Origin of the sequence: Streptomyces cinerochromogenes (assembly GCF_014648635.1) — a bacterium.
Taxonomy (GTDB): Bacteria; Actinomycetota; Actinomycetes; order Streptomycetales; family Streptomycetaceae; genus Streptomyces; species Streptomyces cinerochromogenes.
In genome coordinates, this window is sequence record NZ_BMRM01000008.1 from 129,124 (window position 1) to 147,331 (window position 18,208).

Annotated in this window: 16 protein-coding genes; 11 read left to right on the plus strand and 5 right to left on the minus strand. The window is 74.8% G+C overall.

All coding sequences use genetic code 11. The features are described 5' to 3' along the window. The first annotated feature begins 195 nt into the window (after nt 1-195). The gene (locus IEZ20_RS17240; protein ID WP_189299402.1) at nt 196-750 is read left to right on the plus strand and encodes a VanZ family protein; all 555 of its coding nucleotides are present in this window, start codon (nt 196-198) and stop codon (nt 748-750) included. 98 nt (nt 751-848) lie between these two features. Beyond that, on the plus strand, nt 849-2,084 hold the full coding sequence (locus IEZ20_RS17245) for a lectin (RefSeq protein WP_189299404.1): 1,236 nt from the start codon (nt 849-851) through the stop codon (nt 2,082-2,084). Nucleotides 2,085-2,102: 18 nt separating this feature from the next. Here IEZ20_RS17245 and IEZ20_RS17250 read toward each other — a convergent pair whose 3' ends face one another. Then, on the minus strand, nt 2,103-2,348 hold the full coding sequence (locus IEZ20_RS17250) for a hypothetical protein (protein WP_189299406.1): 246 nt from the start codon (nt 2,346-2,348) through the stop codon (nt 2,103-2,105). A gap of 64 nt (nt 2,349-2,412) precedes the next feature. Then, the gene (locus IEZ20_RS17255; RefSeq protein ID WP_189299408.1) at nt 2,413-3,201 is read right to left on the minus strand and encodes an SDR family oxidoreductase; all 789 of its coding nucleotides are present in this window, start codon (nt 3,199-3,201) and stop codon (nt 2,413-2,415) included. A gap of 185 nt (nt 3,202-3,386) precedes the next feature. Between IEZ20_RS17255 and IEZ20_RS17260 the strand changes: the two genes are divergently transcribed. The 4 genes from IEZ20_RS17260 to IEZ20_RS17275 all read left to right on the plus strand — a co-directional run bounded on the left by IEZ20_RS17260 (nt 3,387) and on the right by IEZ20_RS17275 (nt 6,832). Beyond that, the gene (locus IEZ20_RS17260; protein ID WP_189299410.1) at nt 3,387-4,475 is read left to right on the plus strand and encodes a PHP domain-containing protein; all 1,089 of its coding nucleotides are present in this window, start codon (nt 3,387-3,389) and stop codon (nt 4,473-4,475) included. A gap of 13 nt (nt 4,476-4,488) precedes the next feature. Further along, nucleotides 4,489-5,160, plus strand: coding sequence for an HAD family hydrolase (locus IEZ20_RS17265; protein ID WP_189299412.1), 672 nt, complete (start codon nt 4,489-4,491; stop codon nt 5,158-5,160). A 376-nt stretch (nt 5,161-5,536) separates the two neighbouring features. Further along, nucleotides 5,537-6,568, plus strand: a complete 1,032-nt coding sequence (locus IEZ20_RS17270; RefSeq protein ID WP_189299414.1) for an SDR family oxidoreductase — start codon at nt 5,537-5,539, stop codon at nt 6,566-6,568. 24 nt (nt 6,569-6,592) lie between these two features. After that, nucleotides 6,593-6,832, plus strand: coding sequence for a hypothetical protein (locus tag IEZ20_RS17275; protein WP_189299416.1), 240 nt, complete (start codon nt 6,593-6,595; stop codon nt 6,830-6,832). Between the two features lie 94 nt (nt 6,833-6,926). Here the strand turns inward: IEZ20_RS17275 and IEZ20_RS17280 are convergent, their stop codons facing one another. Next, a complete protein-coding gene (locus IEZ20_RS17280; RefSeq protein ID WP_189299418.1) occupies nt 6,927-8,216 on the minus strand; it encodes an ROK family transcriptional regulator in 1,290 nt (429 codons plus the stop codon). 457 nt (nt 8,217-8,673) lie between these two features. Then, a complete protein-coding gene (locus IEZ20_RS17285) occupies nt 8,674-11,853 on the minus strand; it encodes a cytochrome P450 (RefSeq protein ID WP_189299428.1) in 3,180 nt (1,059 codons plus the stop codon). Between the two features lie 477 nt (nt 11,854-12,330). Here IEZ20_RS17285 and IEZ20_RS17290 point away from each other — a divergent pair, with 477 nt between their 5' ends. The 5 genes from IEZ20_RS17290 to IEZ20_RS17310 all read left to right on the plus strand — a co-directional run bounded on the left by IEZ20_RS17290 (nt 12,331) and on the right by IEZ20_RS17310 (nt 17,509). Further along, complete coding sequence (locus tag IEZ20_RS17290; protein WP_189299441.1) at nt 12,331-12,972, plus strand: PAS domain-containing protein; 642 nt, start codon at nt 12,331-12,333, stop codon at nt 12,970-12,972. Nucleotides 12,973-13,090: 118 nt separating this feature from the next. Next, a complete protein-coding gene (locus IEZ20_RS17295; RefSeq protein ID WP_189299443.1) occupies nt 13,091-13,585 on the plus strand; it encodes an FBP domain-containing protein in 495 nt (164 codons plus the stop codon). 79 nt (nt 13,586-13,664) lie between these two features. Further along, nucleotides 13,665-14,918 (plus strand): aromatic acid exporter family protein, encoded by a 1,254-nt coding sequence (locus IEZ20_RS17300; protein ID WP_189299445.1) that lies wholly within the window; start codon nt 13,665-13,667, stop codon nt 14,916-14,918. 46 nt (nt 14,919-14,964) lie between these two features. Beyond that, nucleotides 14,965-16,068: a hypothetical protein gene (locus IEZ20_RS17305; protein WP_189299447.1), complete on the plus strand. Its 1,104-nt coding sequence runs from the start codon at nt 14,965-14,967 to the stop codon at nt 16,066-16,068. Nucleotides 16,069-16,273: 205 nt separating this feature from the next. Beyond that, a complete protein-coding gene (locus IEZ20_RS17310; protein WP_373303940.1) occupies nt 16,274-17,509 on the plus strand; it encodes a lactonase family protein in 1,236 nt (411 codons plus the stop codon). On the opposite strand, the gene IEZ20_RS17315 is transcribed toward IEZ20_RS17310, so the two are convergent. Beyond that, complete coding sequence (locus IEZ20_RS17315; RefSeq protein ID WP_189299449.1) at nt 17,477-18,202, minus strand: DUF2470 domain-containing protein; 726 nt, start codon at nt 18,200-18,202, stop codon at nt 17,477-17,479. The genes IEZ20_RS17310 and IEZ20_RS17315 overlap by 33 nt on opposite strands. Nucleotides 18,203-18,208 lie beyond the last annotated feature (6 nt).

The following is an 18,208-nucleotide window of genomic DNA, read 5'->3' on the forward strand; positions in this document are numbered from 1 at the left end:
CGATGTGTCCGGAGTGCCGCTGGGGGCATCCAAGCACCGCCGGACCCGGGCCGGAGCGGCGGCACGCGGGTCCGCACCCGGAGTGCCCCGGAGGCGTGAACGGAAACCGCAGGGGTGCGTGCCGGGCGGCGCATCCTCGGCCGGGGTGCGGGTAACCGACTCTCCGACCACCCGAGTTGACGACTGGAGGACCGCATGGCCCGGACCGTCCCGCGACTGCCGGAGTTGCTGCGCGCCACCCGGAGGCGACAGCCGGCCGAGCCGGTCCCCCGGCCCGCGCGGCACGCGCTGCCGCTTCCCGTCCGGCTGCTGGCGGTGCTGGTCGCATTCGCGGCGATGGTGGCGTTCGCCGTCGTCCTGGCCCGCGTCACGCTCCAGCCGTCGCCCGCATCGGTGCCGTTGACGCACAGCAACCTGCACCCGGGCCGCTCGCTCCACGCCTATCTGGAGCAGGCGTCGGCGCGGGAGGCGCTCCGGCAGGTCGGCGGGAACCTGCTGCTCGGCGTGCCGTTCGGGGTGCTCGTGCCGGTCCTCGCGCCACGCGCCCGGGGTGCGCTGCAGGTGCTGGCGCTGACCGCGCTGGTGATGCTCATGGTGGAGCTGGTCCAGGGGGCGGTGGTCACCGGGCGGGCCTTCGACATCGACGACGTCATCCTCAACACGGCCGGCGCGCTGGTGGGTTGGGCGCTGCTGGGGCGGCGGCTCGGGCGGGGGGTGCACCGGCGGGTGCGGGAGCCGTCGGCTGAGTGATCGTCATCACCAGGTACGTACCAGAGTATTGACTCCCCCTTATCTCACTCCTTAAATCAAGAGGCGCACAGCTCCCGCCCCCCACCGAACGGAGAGCCATGGCCTCCCCCCGCCTGCTCCGCAGATGTCTCCTCGCCGCACTGTCCGCCGCTCTGGTCGGTTCGGTCGCCGTCGGCCCGGCCCGGGCCGCCCAGTCCCCCGCTCCGGCGGCAGCGGCCGTCACCACCTTCTCCGACTCCTTCGACGGGCCCGCCGGCGCCGCGGTCGACTCCTCGAAGTGGACCCTGGAGACCGGGGACAACGTCAACAACCACGAGCGGCAGTACTACACCTCCGGCACGAAGAACGCCGCCCTGGACGGCCAGGGCCACCTGGTGATCACGGCCCGGAAGGAGAACCCGGCCGGCTACCAGTGCTGGTACGGCAGCTGCCAGTACACCTCGGCCCGGCTGAACACGGCCGGGAAGTTCACCGCCCAGTACGGCCATGTCGAGGCCCGGATGAAGATCCCGCGCGGGCAGGGCATGTGGCCCGCGTTCTGGATGCTCGGCACGCCGGTCAACTGGCCGGACTCGGGCGAGATCGACGTGATGGAGAACGTCGGCTTCGAGCCGTCGACGGTGCACGGCACGATCCACGGCCCCGGCTACTCCGGCTCGGGCGGCATAGGCGCCGGCTACACCCTGCCGAACGGGCAGGCCTTCGCGGACGCCTTCCACACCTTCGCCGTCGACTGGGCCCCCGACTCCCTCACCTGGTCGGTGGACGGGAACGTCTACCAGCGCCGCACCCCCGCCGACCTGGGCGGGAAGACCTGGGTCTTCAACAAGCCGTTCTTCCTGATCCTGAACCTCGCGGTCGGCGGCTACTGGCCCGGCGACCCGGACGGCTCGACGCAGTTCCCCCAGACGCTGGTGGTGGACTCGGTGTCGGTGACCACGAGCGACAGCGCCGCCGGTGTGCCGATCCGGGGGCTGGCGGGCAAGTGCGTGGACGTGGCCGGCGCGAACCCCGCGAACGGCACCCCGGTCCAGCTCTACGACTGCAACGGCACGGGCGCGCAGTCCTGGACCGTCGGCTCCGACGGCACGCTGCGGGCGCTCGGCAAGTGCCTGGACGTCACGGGCAACGGTACGGCGGACGGCTCGACCGTCCAGCTGTGGGACTGCACCGGCGGCCCCAACCAGAAGTGGACCGTCACCGGGGCGCACGACATCGTCAACCCGCAGGCCGACAAGTGCCTCGACGTCACCGGCAACAACGCGGCCAACGGGACGCGGCTGCAGATCTGGACCTGCACGGGCGGCGCCAACCAGAAGTGGACGGTGGGCTGAGCCGGACGTGCCGACCGGTCAGTGCAGCGTCCAGGTGTACTTGTCCCCGCCCACGAAGCGGACCACGTCCGGGTCGTCGAGATCGTGGATGGGGATGCCGTAGGCGGCCGCCGTCTCCAGCACGTCCGTGACGGTCCTGGCCTCACCGACCACCTGACCGTCGATCTCCATGATCCGGAAGGGCGGCTCACCGTGCCTGCCCGGGCACACCCCGAGGACCAGGACCCGCGGGTGGGAGATGTAGGGAGCTGCTTGTTCGGTCATGCAATCGAGGGTAGAACGCAACCCGCGCGGACGGGCGTCCACCGGTACCGTTCAGCGGACCGGCTCAGGGGCGGCGCCAGTCGTCGCTGGTCAGGTGGGAGCCGGCCTGCGGGCCCATACGGAGCATGCCGCCGTCGACGCTCCAGGAGGCGCCGGTGACGTAGGAGGCGTCGGGGCTCGCGAGGAACGCGATCACCGCGGCGACCTCGCGGGCGTCGCCGGGGCGGCCGAGCGGCACGCCGGGGCGGCGCTCGGTACGGACGTCGGTGTCCTCCTGGCCGGTCATCGGGGTGGCGATCTCGCCCGGCGCGACCGCGTTCACGGTGATGCCGTGCTCGGCCAGTTCCAGGGCCATCACCTGGGTGAGCAGCCCGAGACCGCCCTTGGCCGCGCAGTACGGGGCCGCGCCGACCCGGGGCTGGTGCTCGTGCACGGAGGTGACGTTGACGATCCGGCCGCCCTCGCCCTGCCGGATCATCCGCCGCGCGGCCCGCTGGCCCAGCAGGAACGGGCCGACGAGGTCGACGTCCAGGACCCGGCGCACCTCCGTCAGGGTCAGGTCGAGGTACGGGGTCATGGTGCCGGTACCGGCGTTGTTGACCAGGACGTCGATCCGGCCCAGCTCGGCGCACAGCTCGTCCACGGTGTCGGCGGCCTCGGGCAGCCGGGTGAGGTCCAGCCGGGCCACGGCGGCTCGGCGGCCGGCGCGGCGGACCTCTTCCGCGGTCTCCTCGGCGCCCTTCTCGTCCGAGTGCCAGGTGATGCCGACGTCCAGGCCCGCCTCGGCCAGGCGTACGGCGGTGGCCCGGCCGATGCCGGAGTCCGAACCGGTGACGATCGCTGCGCGGGGCATGGCCGACCTCCTCTGGTGAGCGTGGGCATCGCAGTACCCGGGGGTGTGGGGGGCAAACGGAGGCTCCTCCTTCGGAGCGCAGGGGGTTCCTCCTCCGGGGTCACCGAGCATGGCGGGGGTGGGTGACCGGTGGCCCGCGCGGTTCCCCGCGCCCCTTCGGGGCGCCTGGTGCACCCTTGGTGTGCATGGACCCCGTCGCCGCTCTCGACCGGATCGCCTTTCTCCTGGAGCGGGCGCTCGCGCCCACCTACCGGGTACGGGCCTTCCGCACCGCTTCGCGGACGCTGGCCGCGCTGCCGGAGGGGGAGGTGGCCGAGCGGGCCGCGGCCGGGACGCTGGAGTCGCTGAAGGGGGTCGGGCCGAAGACCGCGCAGGTGGTGCGGGAGGCGCTGGCCGGGGAGGTGCCCGGGTACCTGCGCAGGCTGGAGGAGGAGGCGGGGGCGCCGGTCGGTGCCGGGGGTGCCGGTACCGAGCTGCGGGCGCTGATCCGCGGGGACTGCCACACGCACTCCGACTGGTCCGACGGGGGCAGCCCGATCGAGGAGATGGGGCGGGCGGCGGCCGAGCTGGGGCACGAGTGGACCGCGCTCACCGACCACTCGCCCCGGCTGACCGTGGCCCGCGGGCTGTCGCCGGAGCGGCTGCGGGAGCAGCTCGCGGTGGTGGCCGGGCTGAACGCGCGGTGGGCGCCGTTCCGGCTGCTCACCGGCATCGAGTGCGACATCCTGGAGGACGGCTCGCTGGACCAGGAACCGGAGCTGCTGGAGCAGCTGGACGTGGTCGTGGTGTCGGTCCACTCCAAGCTCCGGATGGACGCGCGGTCCATGACCCGCCGGATGGTGGCCGCCGTGCGCGATCCGCACGCGGACGTCCTGGGGCACTGCACCGGACGCCTGGTCACGGGCCGGGGGCGGCCCGAGTCGCAGTTCGACGCGGACGAGGTCTTCGCCGCGTGCGCCGAGGCGGGCACCGCCGTGGAGATCAACAGCCGCCCGGAACGGCTGGACCCGCCGCGGCGGCTGCTGCGCCGGGCGGTGGAGGCGGGGGTGCTGTTCTCGGTCGACACCGACGCGCACGCGCCCGGCCAGCTGGACTGGCAGATCCTCGGCTGCGCCCGGGCCGAGGAGTGCGGGGTGCCGCCCGAGCGGGTGGTGACCACCTGGTCGGCCGAGGAGCTGCTGGGCTGGACCCGTGAAGGCCGGCTGCCGGCGCGCGTGACGGCGTCCGGACGTGGTACCCGGGCCGGAAGCCGACAGATCGCCGACAGGGGCTGAGAGAGGACCTGGGATGGACCGTGCCGCCGTGTTCGACGTCGACGGAACCCTCGTCGACACCAATCACCTGCATGTCGTCACCTGGTGGGAGGCGTTCCGGCAGGCGGGGCACGACGTCCCCATGCACGCCGTGCACCGGGCCGTCGGGCTCGGCTCGACGGACCTGGTCGCCCATCTGCTCGGCGACGACCGGGACCAGGACCAGGACGCACGGCTGAGCGCGGCGCACACGGCGCTGTACGGGCAGTACTTCGACCGGCTCCCGGCGCTTCCGGGGGCCGGTGAGCTGCTGCGGCGGCTGCACGGGGACGGCTGGACGGTGGTCCTCGCCACCTCCGCGAGCGGTGCGGAGCTGGGCGCGCTGCGCCGGGCGATCGACGCGGACGACGCCATCACGGCCACGGCGAGCGCGGACGACGTGACGCGGGGCAAGCCGGCCCCGGAGCCCGTGGAACACGCGCTGGAGCTGGCCGGGGTGCCGGCCTCGCGGGCGGTGTTCGTCGGGGACACCGTGTGGGACATGCAGGCGGGCAGCAAGGCGGGGGCACGCTGTGTGGGGGTCCTGTGCGGCGGGATCCCGCGCGCCGACCTGGAGCAGGCCGGGGCGGAGGCGGTGTACGCCGACCCCGCCGACCTCCTGGCGCGGCTGGACGGCAGCCCGCTGGGCCGAGCGCGGCGGTGGTGACACAGGTCACGTACGGGGACGGAACACCCGGATGTGGTTGCCCGTTGAACCAACCGTGGGTGTGGATGGGACAGTGTCCCCGGGCCTCACCTTTTGCCCACAGGGACGATCGTTCGGCTGAAGCCCTGTGGAGCGTCTCGCCGAGAGGCGACCGCCATCCGCACCCACCACCCGACCGCCCCGGTCGTGATTCCCCCGTCACGGCCGGGGCTTTCCCCTGCCTGCTGCCGGCTGCTTGCCGCCCGCGGCCCGCTGCCCGTTCCGCTGTCCGCTGCCTGCTGTCCGCCGTCCGGGGGGCGCCGCGTGTGCGGCTCCGGCCGCCGGGTACCCGGCCGCTCGTCGCAACCTCCGCCGATGCCGACGTAAGGAGCCGAAGGTGAGCAGCTCAGCGGGCAGCAGGGTGGTCGTGACAGGCGCCACGGGCAACGTCGGGACGAGTGTGGTGCGGCTGCTCTCGGAGGATCCCGGGGTGAAGTCGGTGCGGGGGCTGGCCCGGCGGATTCCCGCGTGGTCGCCGCCCAAGACCGAGTGGTCCGCCGTCGACCTGGCCTCGGACGAGGACAACCTCGCCGAGCGGTTCGAGGGTGCCGACGCCGTGATCCATCTGGCCTGGGCGTTCCAGCCGACGCACGATCCGGCCACCACCTGGCGGACGAACGTGCTCGGGAGCATCCGGGTCTTCGAGGCCGTCGCCGCGGCCCGGGTACCGGTGCTGGTGCACGCGTCCTCCGTCGGGGCGTACTCGCCGGGCCCGAAGGACCGGCCGGTGGACGAGTCCTGGCCGACACACGGCTGGCCCGATGCGGCGTACTGCCGGGAGAAGGCCTATCTGGAACGCACGCTGGACGTGTTCGAGCGGGACCACCCGGAGGTGCGGGTGGTCCGGATGCGCCCGGCGTTCCTGTTCAAGTGGGAGTCGGCGAGCGAGCAGCGGCGGATCTTCGGCGGGCGGTTCCTGCCCGGCCCGCTGGCCCGGCCGGAGCTGCTGCCGGTCCTGCCGGACATCCCGGGGCTGAGGGTGCAGGCGCTGCACACGGACGACGCGGCCGAGGCCTACCGGCTCGCGGTACGCACGGACAGCGCCCGGGGCGCCTTCAACCTGGCCGCCGACCCCCCGCTCGACGCGGGTGTCCTCTCCGAACTGCTCGGCTCCCGGCCGCTGCGGCTGCCGCGCGCGGCGGCCCGCTCGGCGATCGCCGCCGCGTGGGGACTGCGCCTGCTGCCCGCGTCCCCGCACCTGTTCGACGCGGTGCTGCGGCTGCCCCTGATGGACTGCGCACGGGCGCGCGCCGAGCTGGGCTGGGAGCCCCGGCGCACGGCGACCGAGGTGCTCCAGGAGTTCCTGGACGGGCTGCAGAAGGGCGGCGGGATGGAGACCGAGCCGATGCGTGGACGGAAGGTCGGCTGAGCCGCGGGAGGAAGGAAGAACGCCATGTCTGTGCAGAAACCCGGGTCCGGATCCGGGCGACGGCCGGTCCCCCGGGACATGCCCGACCAGCAGGCCCGCGACGACAAGGACCCGTGGGACGTCAGCCCGGCCCGCCCGCGCGACGACGAACCGGACGAGGACGCCGTACCGGACACGGACGAGGCCGGCACCGGCCCCCGCGGCTCCCCCCGCAGCGGCACGGTCCACCCGGAACATCCGGGACCGCAGGAGCCGTCGGCCTGAGGGGAGGGCCTGTCCCGGCTCGGTGCGTCTGCCCGAGCCGAGACATACGCACCGAGCCGGGGAAGACGCACCGCTCAGCGGGGAGACGCCCCGTTCACTGGGGAGCGCGGTCCTGGAGGGCGGTCCGCCAGGCGGGCAGGCGGGGCTCGGTGGTGGGTTCGGGACGGCGGCCGCCGGCGGCGAAGAACTCCGCCAGGGGGAGGATCGCGGCCCCGACCGTGACCGCGTCCGGGCCGAGCAGGCCGAGGTCGATGGTGACCTTGTCGGCCGGGTGTCGCAGGGCATACGTGGCCGCGTGCCGGCGTACGGCGGGCAGGAAGCGGCTGCCCAGCTGGAGGCCCGCCCAGCCGCCGATCAGGATCCGCTCGGGCTGGAAGAGGTTGATCAGGTCGGACAGGCCGGCGCCCAGGTACTCCGCGGTCTCCTCCAGGACGGCCAGCGCGACCGGGTCGGGCGTACCGTCCCCGGACGGGTAGGCGGCGGCGAGCATCGCGGTGAGCGCGGTCTCCTCGTCGGTGCCCTCGGGCGGCCGGCCGCCCTCCTCGCGCCAGCGGGCGAGCAGCGACTCCGCGCCCGCGTAGGCCTCCAGGCAGCCCGGCGCACCGCAGCGGCAGCGGCGCCCGCGCACCCGGACCGTCAGGTGCCCCCACTCCACCGCCCGCCCGTGCTCCACCTCGGGCGTGACCAGGCAGGCACCGACACCGGAGCCGAAGAGCACCACGACGGCGTTGCGGGCGCCGCGCCCGGCGCCGAACCACATCTCGGCCTGGCCGAGGGTCTTGGCTCCGTTGTCGATGAAGTACGGCACCCCGTCCGGGAGCGGCGAGGCCGAGCGGAGCAGCTGCTCCAGGGGCACCGCGTCCCAGCCGATGGTCTGCCCGTGGACGACGGCGCCCCGGTCCGGGGTGTGCTCCACGATGCCCGGGACGCCGACACCGGCACCGAGCAGCCGCCCCGGGTCGGCCTGTTCGGCGGTGAGGACCTCGGCGACGCCGTCGCGGATGTGGCCGGCGATGACGTCGACGTCGTAACCCTGCGGGGTCAAAGGCCGTTCCACGCGGGCCAGTTCGGTGAGGGCCAGGTCGAACAGCTCCACCCGCACGCGGGTCTCGCCGACGTCGACGCCGATCATCTGGCCGCTGTCCGGGGCGACCCGCAGCAGGGTGCGGGGCCGGCCGCCGTCGGAGTCGACGCTGCCGGCCTCCTCGACCAGTCCGTCGGCGATCAGGTCCGCGACCACGTTGCTGACCGAGCCGGAGCTGAGTCCGGTGGCCGGGCCCAGTTCGAACCGGCTGAGCGGCCCGTCGAAGTACAGCCGCTGGAGCACCGCCGTACGGTTGCCTCGTCTCAGGTCGCGTACCGTGCGCCCGTTGCGCCCCGCCATGTGGCTCCCTTCACGAACCGTGCCCGACCTGCAACATACCCCTTCGGGCAGCTGGAACGCGACATTCTGCCAACCCTTAGTTCACGATGTGAGCTAAGGCCGAGGCGCTCGATGCCGCCCGGCGCGGCGACCGGCGCCGGCGCGACGGTCTCCTGGGTCCGCCGCTGCCGGTCCGCGTCGACCGCCCGGGGCACCGTCCCGACCAGCATGATCAGGCGGAGGCAGGCGCGCTGGAGGGCGTACCGCAGCCGCTGCGACCGGTCGGAACGGGCCCGGCCTCCCCCGTCCTGGTAGCCGACGAGGAAGTCCTGGTCCTCTCGACGTCGTCCGGGCAGGGCCAGGGAGACGAAGCCGGCGACCGGGGGCCCCCGCCTGGTCCCGCGCGCCGGAACCCCCCGTCCCCACCCCCGCCCCCGCGCCGGAGTCCGCCATCACGTGCCCCCTCCCCGGCGGCGCCTCAGCCCGCCGCGTACACGTCCTCCACGTAACGCCCGTCCGCCACCAGCGCGTCGAGCCACCGCTCGGCCGCCGCCCGGTCGGCGCCGGGGGTGTGCTCGCGGTACAGGGCACGGAAGGCCTCGCGGACGCCGGGGGCCATGCGGGCGCCGTCGCCGCAGACGTACACCCGGGCGCCGGCGGTCAGCAGCCGCCACACCTCGGCGCCCTCGGCGGCGATCCGGTGCTGCACGAAGGCGGCCCCGTTCTCGGGGGCGGCGCTGAAGGCCGGGCGCAGGGACACCGCTCCGGCCCGCTCGGCCGCCCGCAGCTCCTCGGCGTGCAGGTAGTCCGCGTCGGGAGCGTCACAGCCGAAGTAGAGGAGCGCCTGCGGAAGTCGGGTGCCTGCCTGGCGGGCGGCCAGGCGATCGGCGACGGCACCCCGGAACGGGGCGAGTCCGGTGCCCGCGGCGACCATCACGACCGGTGCCGAGCCGTCGATCCGGAACGCCTCGCGGCAGGGCTGGACACGGGCGTACACGGTGTCGCCGGGGCGCAGGGAGGCGAGGTGTCCGGAGCCGGTGCCCCGGTAGCGGCCCTTGCCCGACCGGGCCGGGGCGTCGAGCACGGACACCATGAGGTCGGCGTGGCGCGGGTCGGCCGCCGGTGCCGAGGAGATGGAGTAGTGGCGGGGCCGCAGCGGGGTCAGCAGGTCGAGCAGGAGCGGCCAGCCGAGGGCTCCGCGCAGGGCGGGGTGGTCCTCGGCCAGCTCCACCAGGGTGCGCGGGTCGTCGCCGGTCGGGGCGGCGAGGGCGGCACGCTCGGGCGGGCAGGGGTTGGCCTCGGCGAGGAGGGCCCGCTGCCGGTCCGTCGGCCGCTCCTGCAACTCCACGTGGTGGGTCAGGAGTTCGCGCACCGTCAGCGGCCGGTCGACGGCGAGTCCGTCGCGGCGCGGGCGGGTGGCCCGGATGTCCAGGACCGCGTCGGCGTCCAGGCCGAACGCGACGAGGGCGCGCTCCACCAGGTCGGGGGCGTTGGCGGGCAGCACGGTCAGGTGGTCGGCGGTGCGGTAGGTGACGCCCTCGGGCAGCGCGATGCGCAGGAACCGCTTGGTGCGGGGGTGGTCCGGGGCGGTGAGGTCGTGGGCCTCGGTGACCGTCATCGGGACCAGACCGTGCCGTTCGGCGAGGGCGTCCAGCGGGCCGCCCGTCAGGGTGCGCACCGTGTAGGCGTGGGCGGGCTCGGCGGGGCCGTCGTTCCCGGCGTCCGGGTCGCCGTACTCGGTCAGCAGCGCGGCGCGCAGCCGGCCCGTGAACTCGCGTACCGCGCCGGTGAGATCGCCGGATGCGTCGGCGGCGGCGCGCTCGGTGAGCCGGGTGGCGCCGAGTTCGGCGAGGCGGGCGTCGACGCGGGTCGGGACCTGCTGGTAGGTGGCGGCCCAGTTGCGGTCGCCGACGCCGAGGACGGCGTAGGTCACGCCGGTCAGGTCGGGGGTGCCGTCGAGCCAGGCGGCGAAGGCGACGGCGTCGTCGGTGGGGCGGCCGTTGTAGGAGGCGGCGGTGATGACGACGGGACGGTCCGTGGGCAGGCCGTCCGCGTACGCGTCCAGGGCGGCGACCTCGGTGGCGCAGCCCACGGCGGCGGCCTCGTCGGCGAGCTGGGCGGCGAAGTCCCGGCAGGTGCCGTAGTTGCTGCCGTGCAGGAAGAGGGCGCGGGTGCCGGGGCGGACGCGGGCCGGGAGGGCGTCCGGGGCGGGGGTGCCGGCGGCCGGCGCGGGGGCGGCACCGGGCAGGGGGGCGTGCACGCGGTCGGCGGGGGTGCGCGGCGCGAGCGTGAGGGTGAAGCCCTCGGGCTTGAGGGTGAGGGTCTCCTTCACGGTGAGCCGGTAGCCGGCGTGGTCGTGCAGCCGGTAGCGGTGGACCAGCAGGGCGAGCAGCATGGTCGCCTCGTGCAGCGCGAACTGCCGTCCGATGCAGGCGCGTTCACCGGTGCCGAACGGCTTGAAGGCGTGCACCGGGCGGGCCGCCTCGGCCTCGGGAGTGAAGCGCTCGGGGTCGAACAGCTCCGGGTTGTCACCCCACACGGGCTGGCGGTGGAGCATCGGCGCGAGCACGGTGACGGCCTGTCCGGCGCGCAGCGGGATCCGGCCGCCGAGCAGGGTGTCCTCGCGGGCGTGGCGGCTGAACGCGGCGGCCGTCGGCCACAGCCGCAGCGCCTCGTTCAGTACCTGGCGGGTGTAGGTGAGCCGGCCGACGTCCTCGTACGTCGGCTCCGGGTCGGGGGTGTCGCCCCACAGCGCGTCGGCCTCGCGCTGCACGAGCCGGAGGACGGCGGGGTGCTTGGCGAGGTAGTACAGGGCGAAGGACATCGCGCCGGAGGTGGTCTCGTGGCCGGCGATCAGGAAGGTGATGACCTGGTTGCGGATGTTGGCCGGGTCGAGGGTGGTGCCGTCGGCGGGGTGCGGGGCACTGAGCATGAGACCGAGGAGGTCCTCGGCGCCGCTCTGGTCGGTGCCGGTGCGGGCGGCGATCACGTCGTCCACGACCCGGGCGAGGTAGTCGGCGTCGCGGCGGAAGGCCGCGTCGGCCGCGGAGTGGTCCGCGTCCGGGGTGCGGGCCAGGCGGGTCATGCTCCACTCCAGGCAGCGGACCATCGACTCCACGAAGGGGTGCGGCTCGTCGCGCTCGAAGGAGCCGAAGTCGTAGTCGAACCCGGCCAGCCCGATGGTGTCGAGCGTCATCCGGGTCATGTCGTCGGGCACGTCGACGGGCCGGCCGTCCCGCGCCGCACGGTCCCAGGAGTCGATGAGCCGCCGGGCCACCTTCAGCATCACCGGGTGGTAGGTGCGCATGGAGCCGAGCGCGAAGGCGGGCATCAGGATGTCGTGCGCCCTGGCCCAGTTGGGCTCGTCGTTGTACGCCGTGAACAGGCCGTCGGCGGCGAACTCGCGCACGTTCTCCAGGGCGGGCCCGATGTGCTTGGCGAAGCGCTCCTCGTCGGCCAGGTCGGCGACCAGGCCGGCGTCGGCGACGAACATCGCGTCCCGGCCGTGCAGCCGGCGCACCAGCACCGGCCCGTGCTCCCGCATCAGCCCCATGACCTGCTGGATCGGGGTGCGGCCGGGACCGGTGGCGGTGATGTCGACGACGGGGACGCCGGCCAGGGGTGCGGCCGGTCCGGAGTGCAGTGCGGTGGGGGGCATGACGCGCCAACTGCCTTTCGCGGTAGCGGGTTACTGCGTCCCAGGGTGGTCGACGGGCGGGTGGTGCCCGTGCCAGGGCACTACACGTTCGTGCAGTGGAAAGTCGGCACCGGGGCTTGCGCGTGACCGCCCGCGCCGCACGCTTCGGGGGAGCCCGCCGGACTGTGCGAAGGGGTGGCGAGGCGGGCCGCGACGCCCGTTCCGCGGCCCGTCTCGACGCACTCCTCGCACTCCTCGCACTCCTCGACGGACCCGGCCTCCCGGCGGTCGCCGCCCGCCGCACCGTGACGAGCGCGGAGGCGCGGGGGCACGGAGGCACGGAGGCACGGAGGCGCGCCGGTCGGCGGCGGGCCCGGGCGGCCTGGCGACGGCCGGCGACGGGCACGGGTGGCCTGACGTCGACCCCCGCTCCCCCGAGTTGCCGCTGACCTGCCACTTCCTCTTGGATGGCAGTCGGCCGGCGAACCGGGAGGTGCCATGGAAACGGGTGGGGCCGACGCGGTGGTGTGGCGCAACCGTGCGCTGATGCTGTTCGACCGGGTGGCGGTGCCGGTGGCGGTGTGCGACGTGTACGGCCAGGTGGTGCTGGCGAACCCGGCGATGGCCGCGGAGTGCGGTACGACCCCGGGCCGGCTGTGCGGCCGGCACGTGCTGGAGCTGTTCCGGCCGCAGGAGGCCGGACAGGTGGAGCGGATCGCCGAGGCGCTGCGGCTGCGGCACCGCTCCCGCTACCAGGTGTCGGTGTGCTGGCCGGCGCCCGGCGGGGGCGAGCGGCACGGGGAGCTGACGGCGGATCCGGTCAGCGACAGCGTGGAGGAGACACCGGCGCTGCTGGTGATGCTGCGGGTGGACGGCGAGCGGGCCGCGCCGGAGCCGGAGCCGGTGCGGACCACTGAGGTGGAGCGGCGGGTGCTGGCCCTGCTGGCCGGCGGCGCCACCACCGCCCGCGCCGCCCGTGAACTGGGCCTCAGCAGGGACGGCGTCACCTATCACCTGCGTCGGCTGTCGGCCCGCTGGGGCGCCGCCAACCGCACCGAGCTGGTCGCCCGCGCCTACGCCCAGGGCGTCCTGGCCGCGGGCGTGTGGCCACCGGAGCCGAGGGTCACCGAGGGGTCGTAGGGGGCCGGGAAATTCATTGGCCCACCCTTCCGTTGGCTAAATAGGATAGCCGAGAACCTAGGGCCCCTAGGTTTCAGCGCCCAGGCTTCAGGCCCCCGATTCCGGAAGGACTCCCCTCATGAGACCGCTCACCGAGCAGGACATCCGCACCTCGTTCGTCAACTGCTCCAAGGGCGAGGCCAAGCGGCTGGCCGTCCCGCGCGATCTCGGGGAACGCCCCTGGGACGACCTGGACTTCCTCGGATGGCGCGATCCCGGCGCCCCGGACCGCAGTTATCTGGTCACCGAGCGGGACGGCCGGCTCACCGGCGTCGCCCTGCGCTTCCCCGCCTCCCAGCGGGGTTTCCTGCACCGCAGCATGTGCTCGGTGTGCCTGACCACCCATCCCGGCGGTGGGGTGTCCCTGATGACCGCGCGGAAGGCGGGCGCGGCGGGCCGCGAGGGCAACTCGGTCGGGCTGTACATGTGCACGGACCTGGCGTGTTCGCTGTACGTGCGCGGCAGGAAGGTCCCGGAGTCCGGCGCCCGGTTCGAGGAGAGCCTGACCCTGGAGGAGCAGATCGCCCGCACGCGCGGCAATCTCTCCGCGTTCCTCGACAAGCTGTACGCGTAAGCACCTGGCCGGAAACAGACAGAAGCAGTCCGCAAACGGCCACGTTCGATGCTCCCGAGGACGGGGAACAGGCCAAGGGATGCACGACGTACGAGAGTGGACCACGGGGCTGCTGCGTCTGGCGAAACGCCGCCGGGAGCCGGTGGTCGTCCAGACGCTGCGGTCGGCCGCGGCCGCGACGGTCGCCTACGTCATCGCGCTCCGGCTGAGTCCCGAGCCGGCCCCGCTCACCGCGCCGCTGACCGCGCTGCTGGTCGTCCAGGTGACCTTCTACGCCACCCTCACCAACGGCATCCGCCGGGTGAACTCGGTGGTCGCCGGAGTGCTGGTGGCGATCGCCTTCAGTGTGCTGGTGGGCCTGACCTGGTGGAGCCTCGCGCTGCTGATCGTCGCCGCGCTCGCCGTCGGGCACCTGGTGCGCGTCGACGAGTACGTGGCCGAGGTGGCGATCAGCGCCATGCTGGTGCTCGGGGTGACCACGGTCGGGTTCACGGCGTGGGCGCGGATCGTGGAGACGCTGATCGGCGCGGTCGTCGGCACCGCCTGCAACCTGCTGCTTCCGCCCCCGGTATGGGTGGAGGAGGCGGGCCGGTCCATCGAGGACCTGGCCCGGCGGGTGCGGCAGCTGATGCTGCGGATGGGCGAGGAGGCCGCCGGCCGGATCCCGTGGGAGCGGGCCGCCGAGCGACTGCACGAGGCACGCCGGCTCGACCACGACATCGTGCAGGTGGACGCGGCGCTGCGGCAGGCCGAGGACAGCCTGCGGCTCAATCCGAGGGTGAAGGAGGGGCTGCTGCACCGGGTGGTGCTGCGCACCGGTCTGGACACGCTGGAGATCTGCACGGTGGTGCTGCGGGTGCTGGCCCGCTCCTTCACGGACCTGGCGAAGGCCCGCGGGCCCCAGGAGCTGTTCCCGCCCCGGGTGGGGGCGACCGTGGAGCAGCTGCTGTCGGAGATCGCCGACGCCATCGTCAGCTTCGCCGTGCTGGTGACCACCCATCTGAGCGAGAACGCCGAGTCGGCGGAGGAGCGGCTGAGTGCCGAACTGCGCACCGCGGCCGGCACCCGGGACCGGCTGGCCGAGCTGCTGCAGGAGGAGATCCGCAAGGACTGGGCGCACTGGCAGCTGCTCGGCGCCGTCCTGACCGAGACCACCCGGATCATCGACGAGCTGAACACCGAGCACCGCGCCCGCCGCCTGATGGAGGAGCTGGACCGGGTCTCGCGCCGGCAGCGGACCAAGCTGCCCCGGCTGGCCTGGCTGCGCGACCGGCTGGGGGTGCAGGAGGAGCTGTGGCGGAACCGCGCGGGGTTCGGCGAGCGTTATCGCTGAGGAAGCGGCCGGAGCGGGCCGGCGCCGAGGGCGAGGGAGCGTACGGATGACCGGTGGCGGGGTCCGGATCGACGGGAACACACTGCGGCTGCCCGGCGGGGTGGCGGTGCGGTTCGTCCGCACGCTGCGGCTGCCGGAGAGCGGCACCCATCCGCTGCCGCCGGGCCTGGGCGAGTTCCCGGTCCGCCGGGTGGCCGACCACGCCGACCGGGTGCCGGAACGGATGCGGGCACGGGGCGGCGTGATGCTGCCGGTGTACCTGCGCGAGGCGATGTGGCTGGGCTTCGGCGGCACGACGGAGCCGGCCGCCCTCCAGGTCGGCGTGGGCAAGGTGTGCGCGGTCTCCGGCAAGCCGTGGCGCGACCGGCTGTCCCGGCGCCCGCAGAACTACGTGGTGCTGCCCCGCCAGCCGTGGCTGGACGGCATCAACTCCGGCAGGGGCACGGTCCGCCAGTTCGTGGCCGTACCGCTGGGGCTGGGCGCGACCGTCGAGGGACAGGTCACCGGCGAGGAGGTGTGGGGCGGGGTCCAGCTCCAGTCCTTCCCGCTGAGGGAGGAGGCCCTCGCCGAGTGGCGGCGCCGGGAGCAGGAGCGTGCGCGGGCGCGGCAGCAGGCCCCGGCCGGCCCGCCCGGCGGCTACGGGGGGTACGGCGGCGGGTACGGCGCGGCGCCGCCCCTGGCCGCGGCGGCCCCCGGTGGAGCGCCGCCGCCCCCGCCCGGCGCGTCCTTCGGCGCCCCCGCTCCCCCGGCTGCCGCCCCGCGGCGCGCCGCGGCCATGGGACTCGGTGCGGGCGGCTCGATGCGGCAGGAGGTCTACCGGGACGACCGGCCGCTCGGCGACTGGTCCGAGGTCCCGGCCGGGCGGGTGTTCGTGCACCTGGTCACGCCCCCTGAGTGGCGCCGGATCACCGGCGAGGAGCCCCCGCCGTCGCCGGTCGACCGGGCCGCGTACACCCGGGCGGGCCTGCCCTGGTACGACTACTACGACGAGGACTCCGAGGACCTCGCCCCCGCGGACACCCTGGAGGCGGTCAAACCGGTCGGCGAGTGGCTCGGGAACGACCTGGACCCGTGGCAGGCGCCGTCCGCCGGGCAGGTGACACCGCTCAAGGACGCGCCGGGCAGGCCGGTCGAGGACGGCGAGTGGTAGCCGCGCCGGCACCACGGCCGAAGCCTCCGCCGGCACCACGGCCCGACCCACCGACGGCACCAGCGTCTGAGCCGCCGTTGGCGCCACCGCCACCGCGGGTTGCAGCACACGCAACGCCCGTTGCCCGGCTTGCCCTCGGTGGCGTGCTCGGGCCAAGGTGGCTGTCACGAGCGGGGCGAGCGCGACCGACGACCTGAGGTGCGGCATGGACACGGAGGCACGGACGGAGGGCCGGGGGTCTTCCCCGGCCCGGCGGGACCGCGAGCGCGGCGGCTGGACCAGGCGCCGGTTCGTCGGGGCGGTGGCCGGCACGGCGGCCGTCGTGGCGGTGCCGTCCCCGGCGGCCCCGCCGGCGGACCGCGAGGCGCCCGAGCACCGTCCGGAGGCGGCCCCACCGCCCCGCGGGCCGTCCGGTCCGCGCCCGCTGTACGTGGGCACCTACACCTCCGTCGAGGGCGGCGGCACCGGCATCGGTCTCGCGTCGTACGACCCCGAGTCGGGCCGGATCACCGGGTCGGGCACGCTCGGCGGGGTCCCCGACCCGTCGTACCTCGCCGTGCATCCGGACGGCCGCACGCTGTACGCGGTGGACGAGCGGCAGGACGGCGGGGTGACGGCCGTACGCCTGGCGGACCGGCGGGTCCTCGGCACCCGGAGCACGGGCGGCGCCGGGCCCTGTCACCTGTCGGTGCACCCGAGCGGGCGCTGGCTGCTGAGCGCCAACTACGGCTCGGGCAGTGTCGCCGTGCACCCGGTCGACGCCACGGGCGCCCTCGGCGAGCGCACCGACCTGGTCACGCACGGTTCTCCGCCGCCCGGCCCCGGGCAGCAGGGCCCGCACGCCCACCAGGTCCTCACGAGTCCCGACGGCGGGCACGTCCTCGCCGTGGACCTGGGCACCGACACCGTCTACACCTACCGCCTCGACCAGGCGAAGGGCACGCTCAGCGAGGTCGCGCAGGCGCACACCCGGCCCGGTGCGGGGCCGCGCCATCTGACCTTCCACCCGGGCGGCCGGTACGCCTACCTGGCCAACGAGGTGGACGACACCGTCGCCGTGTGCGGCTACGACCCGGGGACCGGACGCCTGACGATCGGCGAGCCGCAGCCCACGGGGTCGCGGGGCGGGACGAACTATCCGGCGCAGATCCTGGTGACGGCGGACGGCCGGTACGCCTTCCTCGCCAACCGCGGCCACAACAGCCTCGCCCGGTACGCCGTCGAGGCGGGCGGAGCACGGCTGCGGCTGCTCGGCACGGTGCCGGTGGGCGGGGACTTCCCGCGGCAGATCGCGTTCGCGCCGGACGGCCGGCTGCTGTTCGCGGCGAACCAGCGCTCCGGCACGGTCACCGTGTTCCACGTCGACCCCGACAGCGGTGGACTCCGCCCGGCGGGCGAGCCGTTCGTGTCACCCGTCGCCGTCTGCGCGCTGCCGCTGTAGCGCGCGGGGGCAGGCGGCCGCACCGGCCTGGGCCAGCAGGGCGTGGACGCGCTCGGTGAGCTGGGCGACGTCGTCGGCGGGCGTGTGGAAGGGCAGCCGTACGTCGCCGTGGGCGCGGGTGCGTTCGATGCGCAGGGTCAGTCCGTGCCGGTCGACGGCGAGCGGCGCCACCCGGGTCGCGGCGTGCAGGCTCTCGGGCCGGACCAGGCGGGTGAGCCGTTCGACGGCGTCCGGGTGGGCGTCGGCGAGGTGGGTGAGCAGCCGGGCCTCGGCGCCGGCGAGGGGGTCGGGCCGGGCGGTGGTGAACTCGTCCGGGTCCACCACCACGGCCCCGGAGGCTCGGCGCAGCACCACGCGGGTGGGCCGGAAGAGGAGGGTGCCCTCACAGGGGGCGAGCCAGCCGGAGAGCCAGAGCCGGGCACGGATGCGGTGGCGCACCGGTACGGGGGCGACGTCGGCGAACTCCAGCAGGGCGGGGGGCTCCTGGCGCGGGGCGCACAGGACCGCGCCGAACAGGGCGCTGTCGTCGGGCACCGCCAGCCGCACCGCGCCGTCCTCGGTCACGGAGTGCGCGCCGACGTACTCCTCGCGGGCGCCGTCCGCGGTCACCGCGCACGACCACGCGGTGGCCAGCACCGAGCGTGCCCGTTCCGCCGCGCCGGGGGCGGCCGTCCAGTCCTGCGTGTCACCCATCCGAGA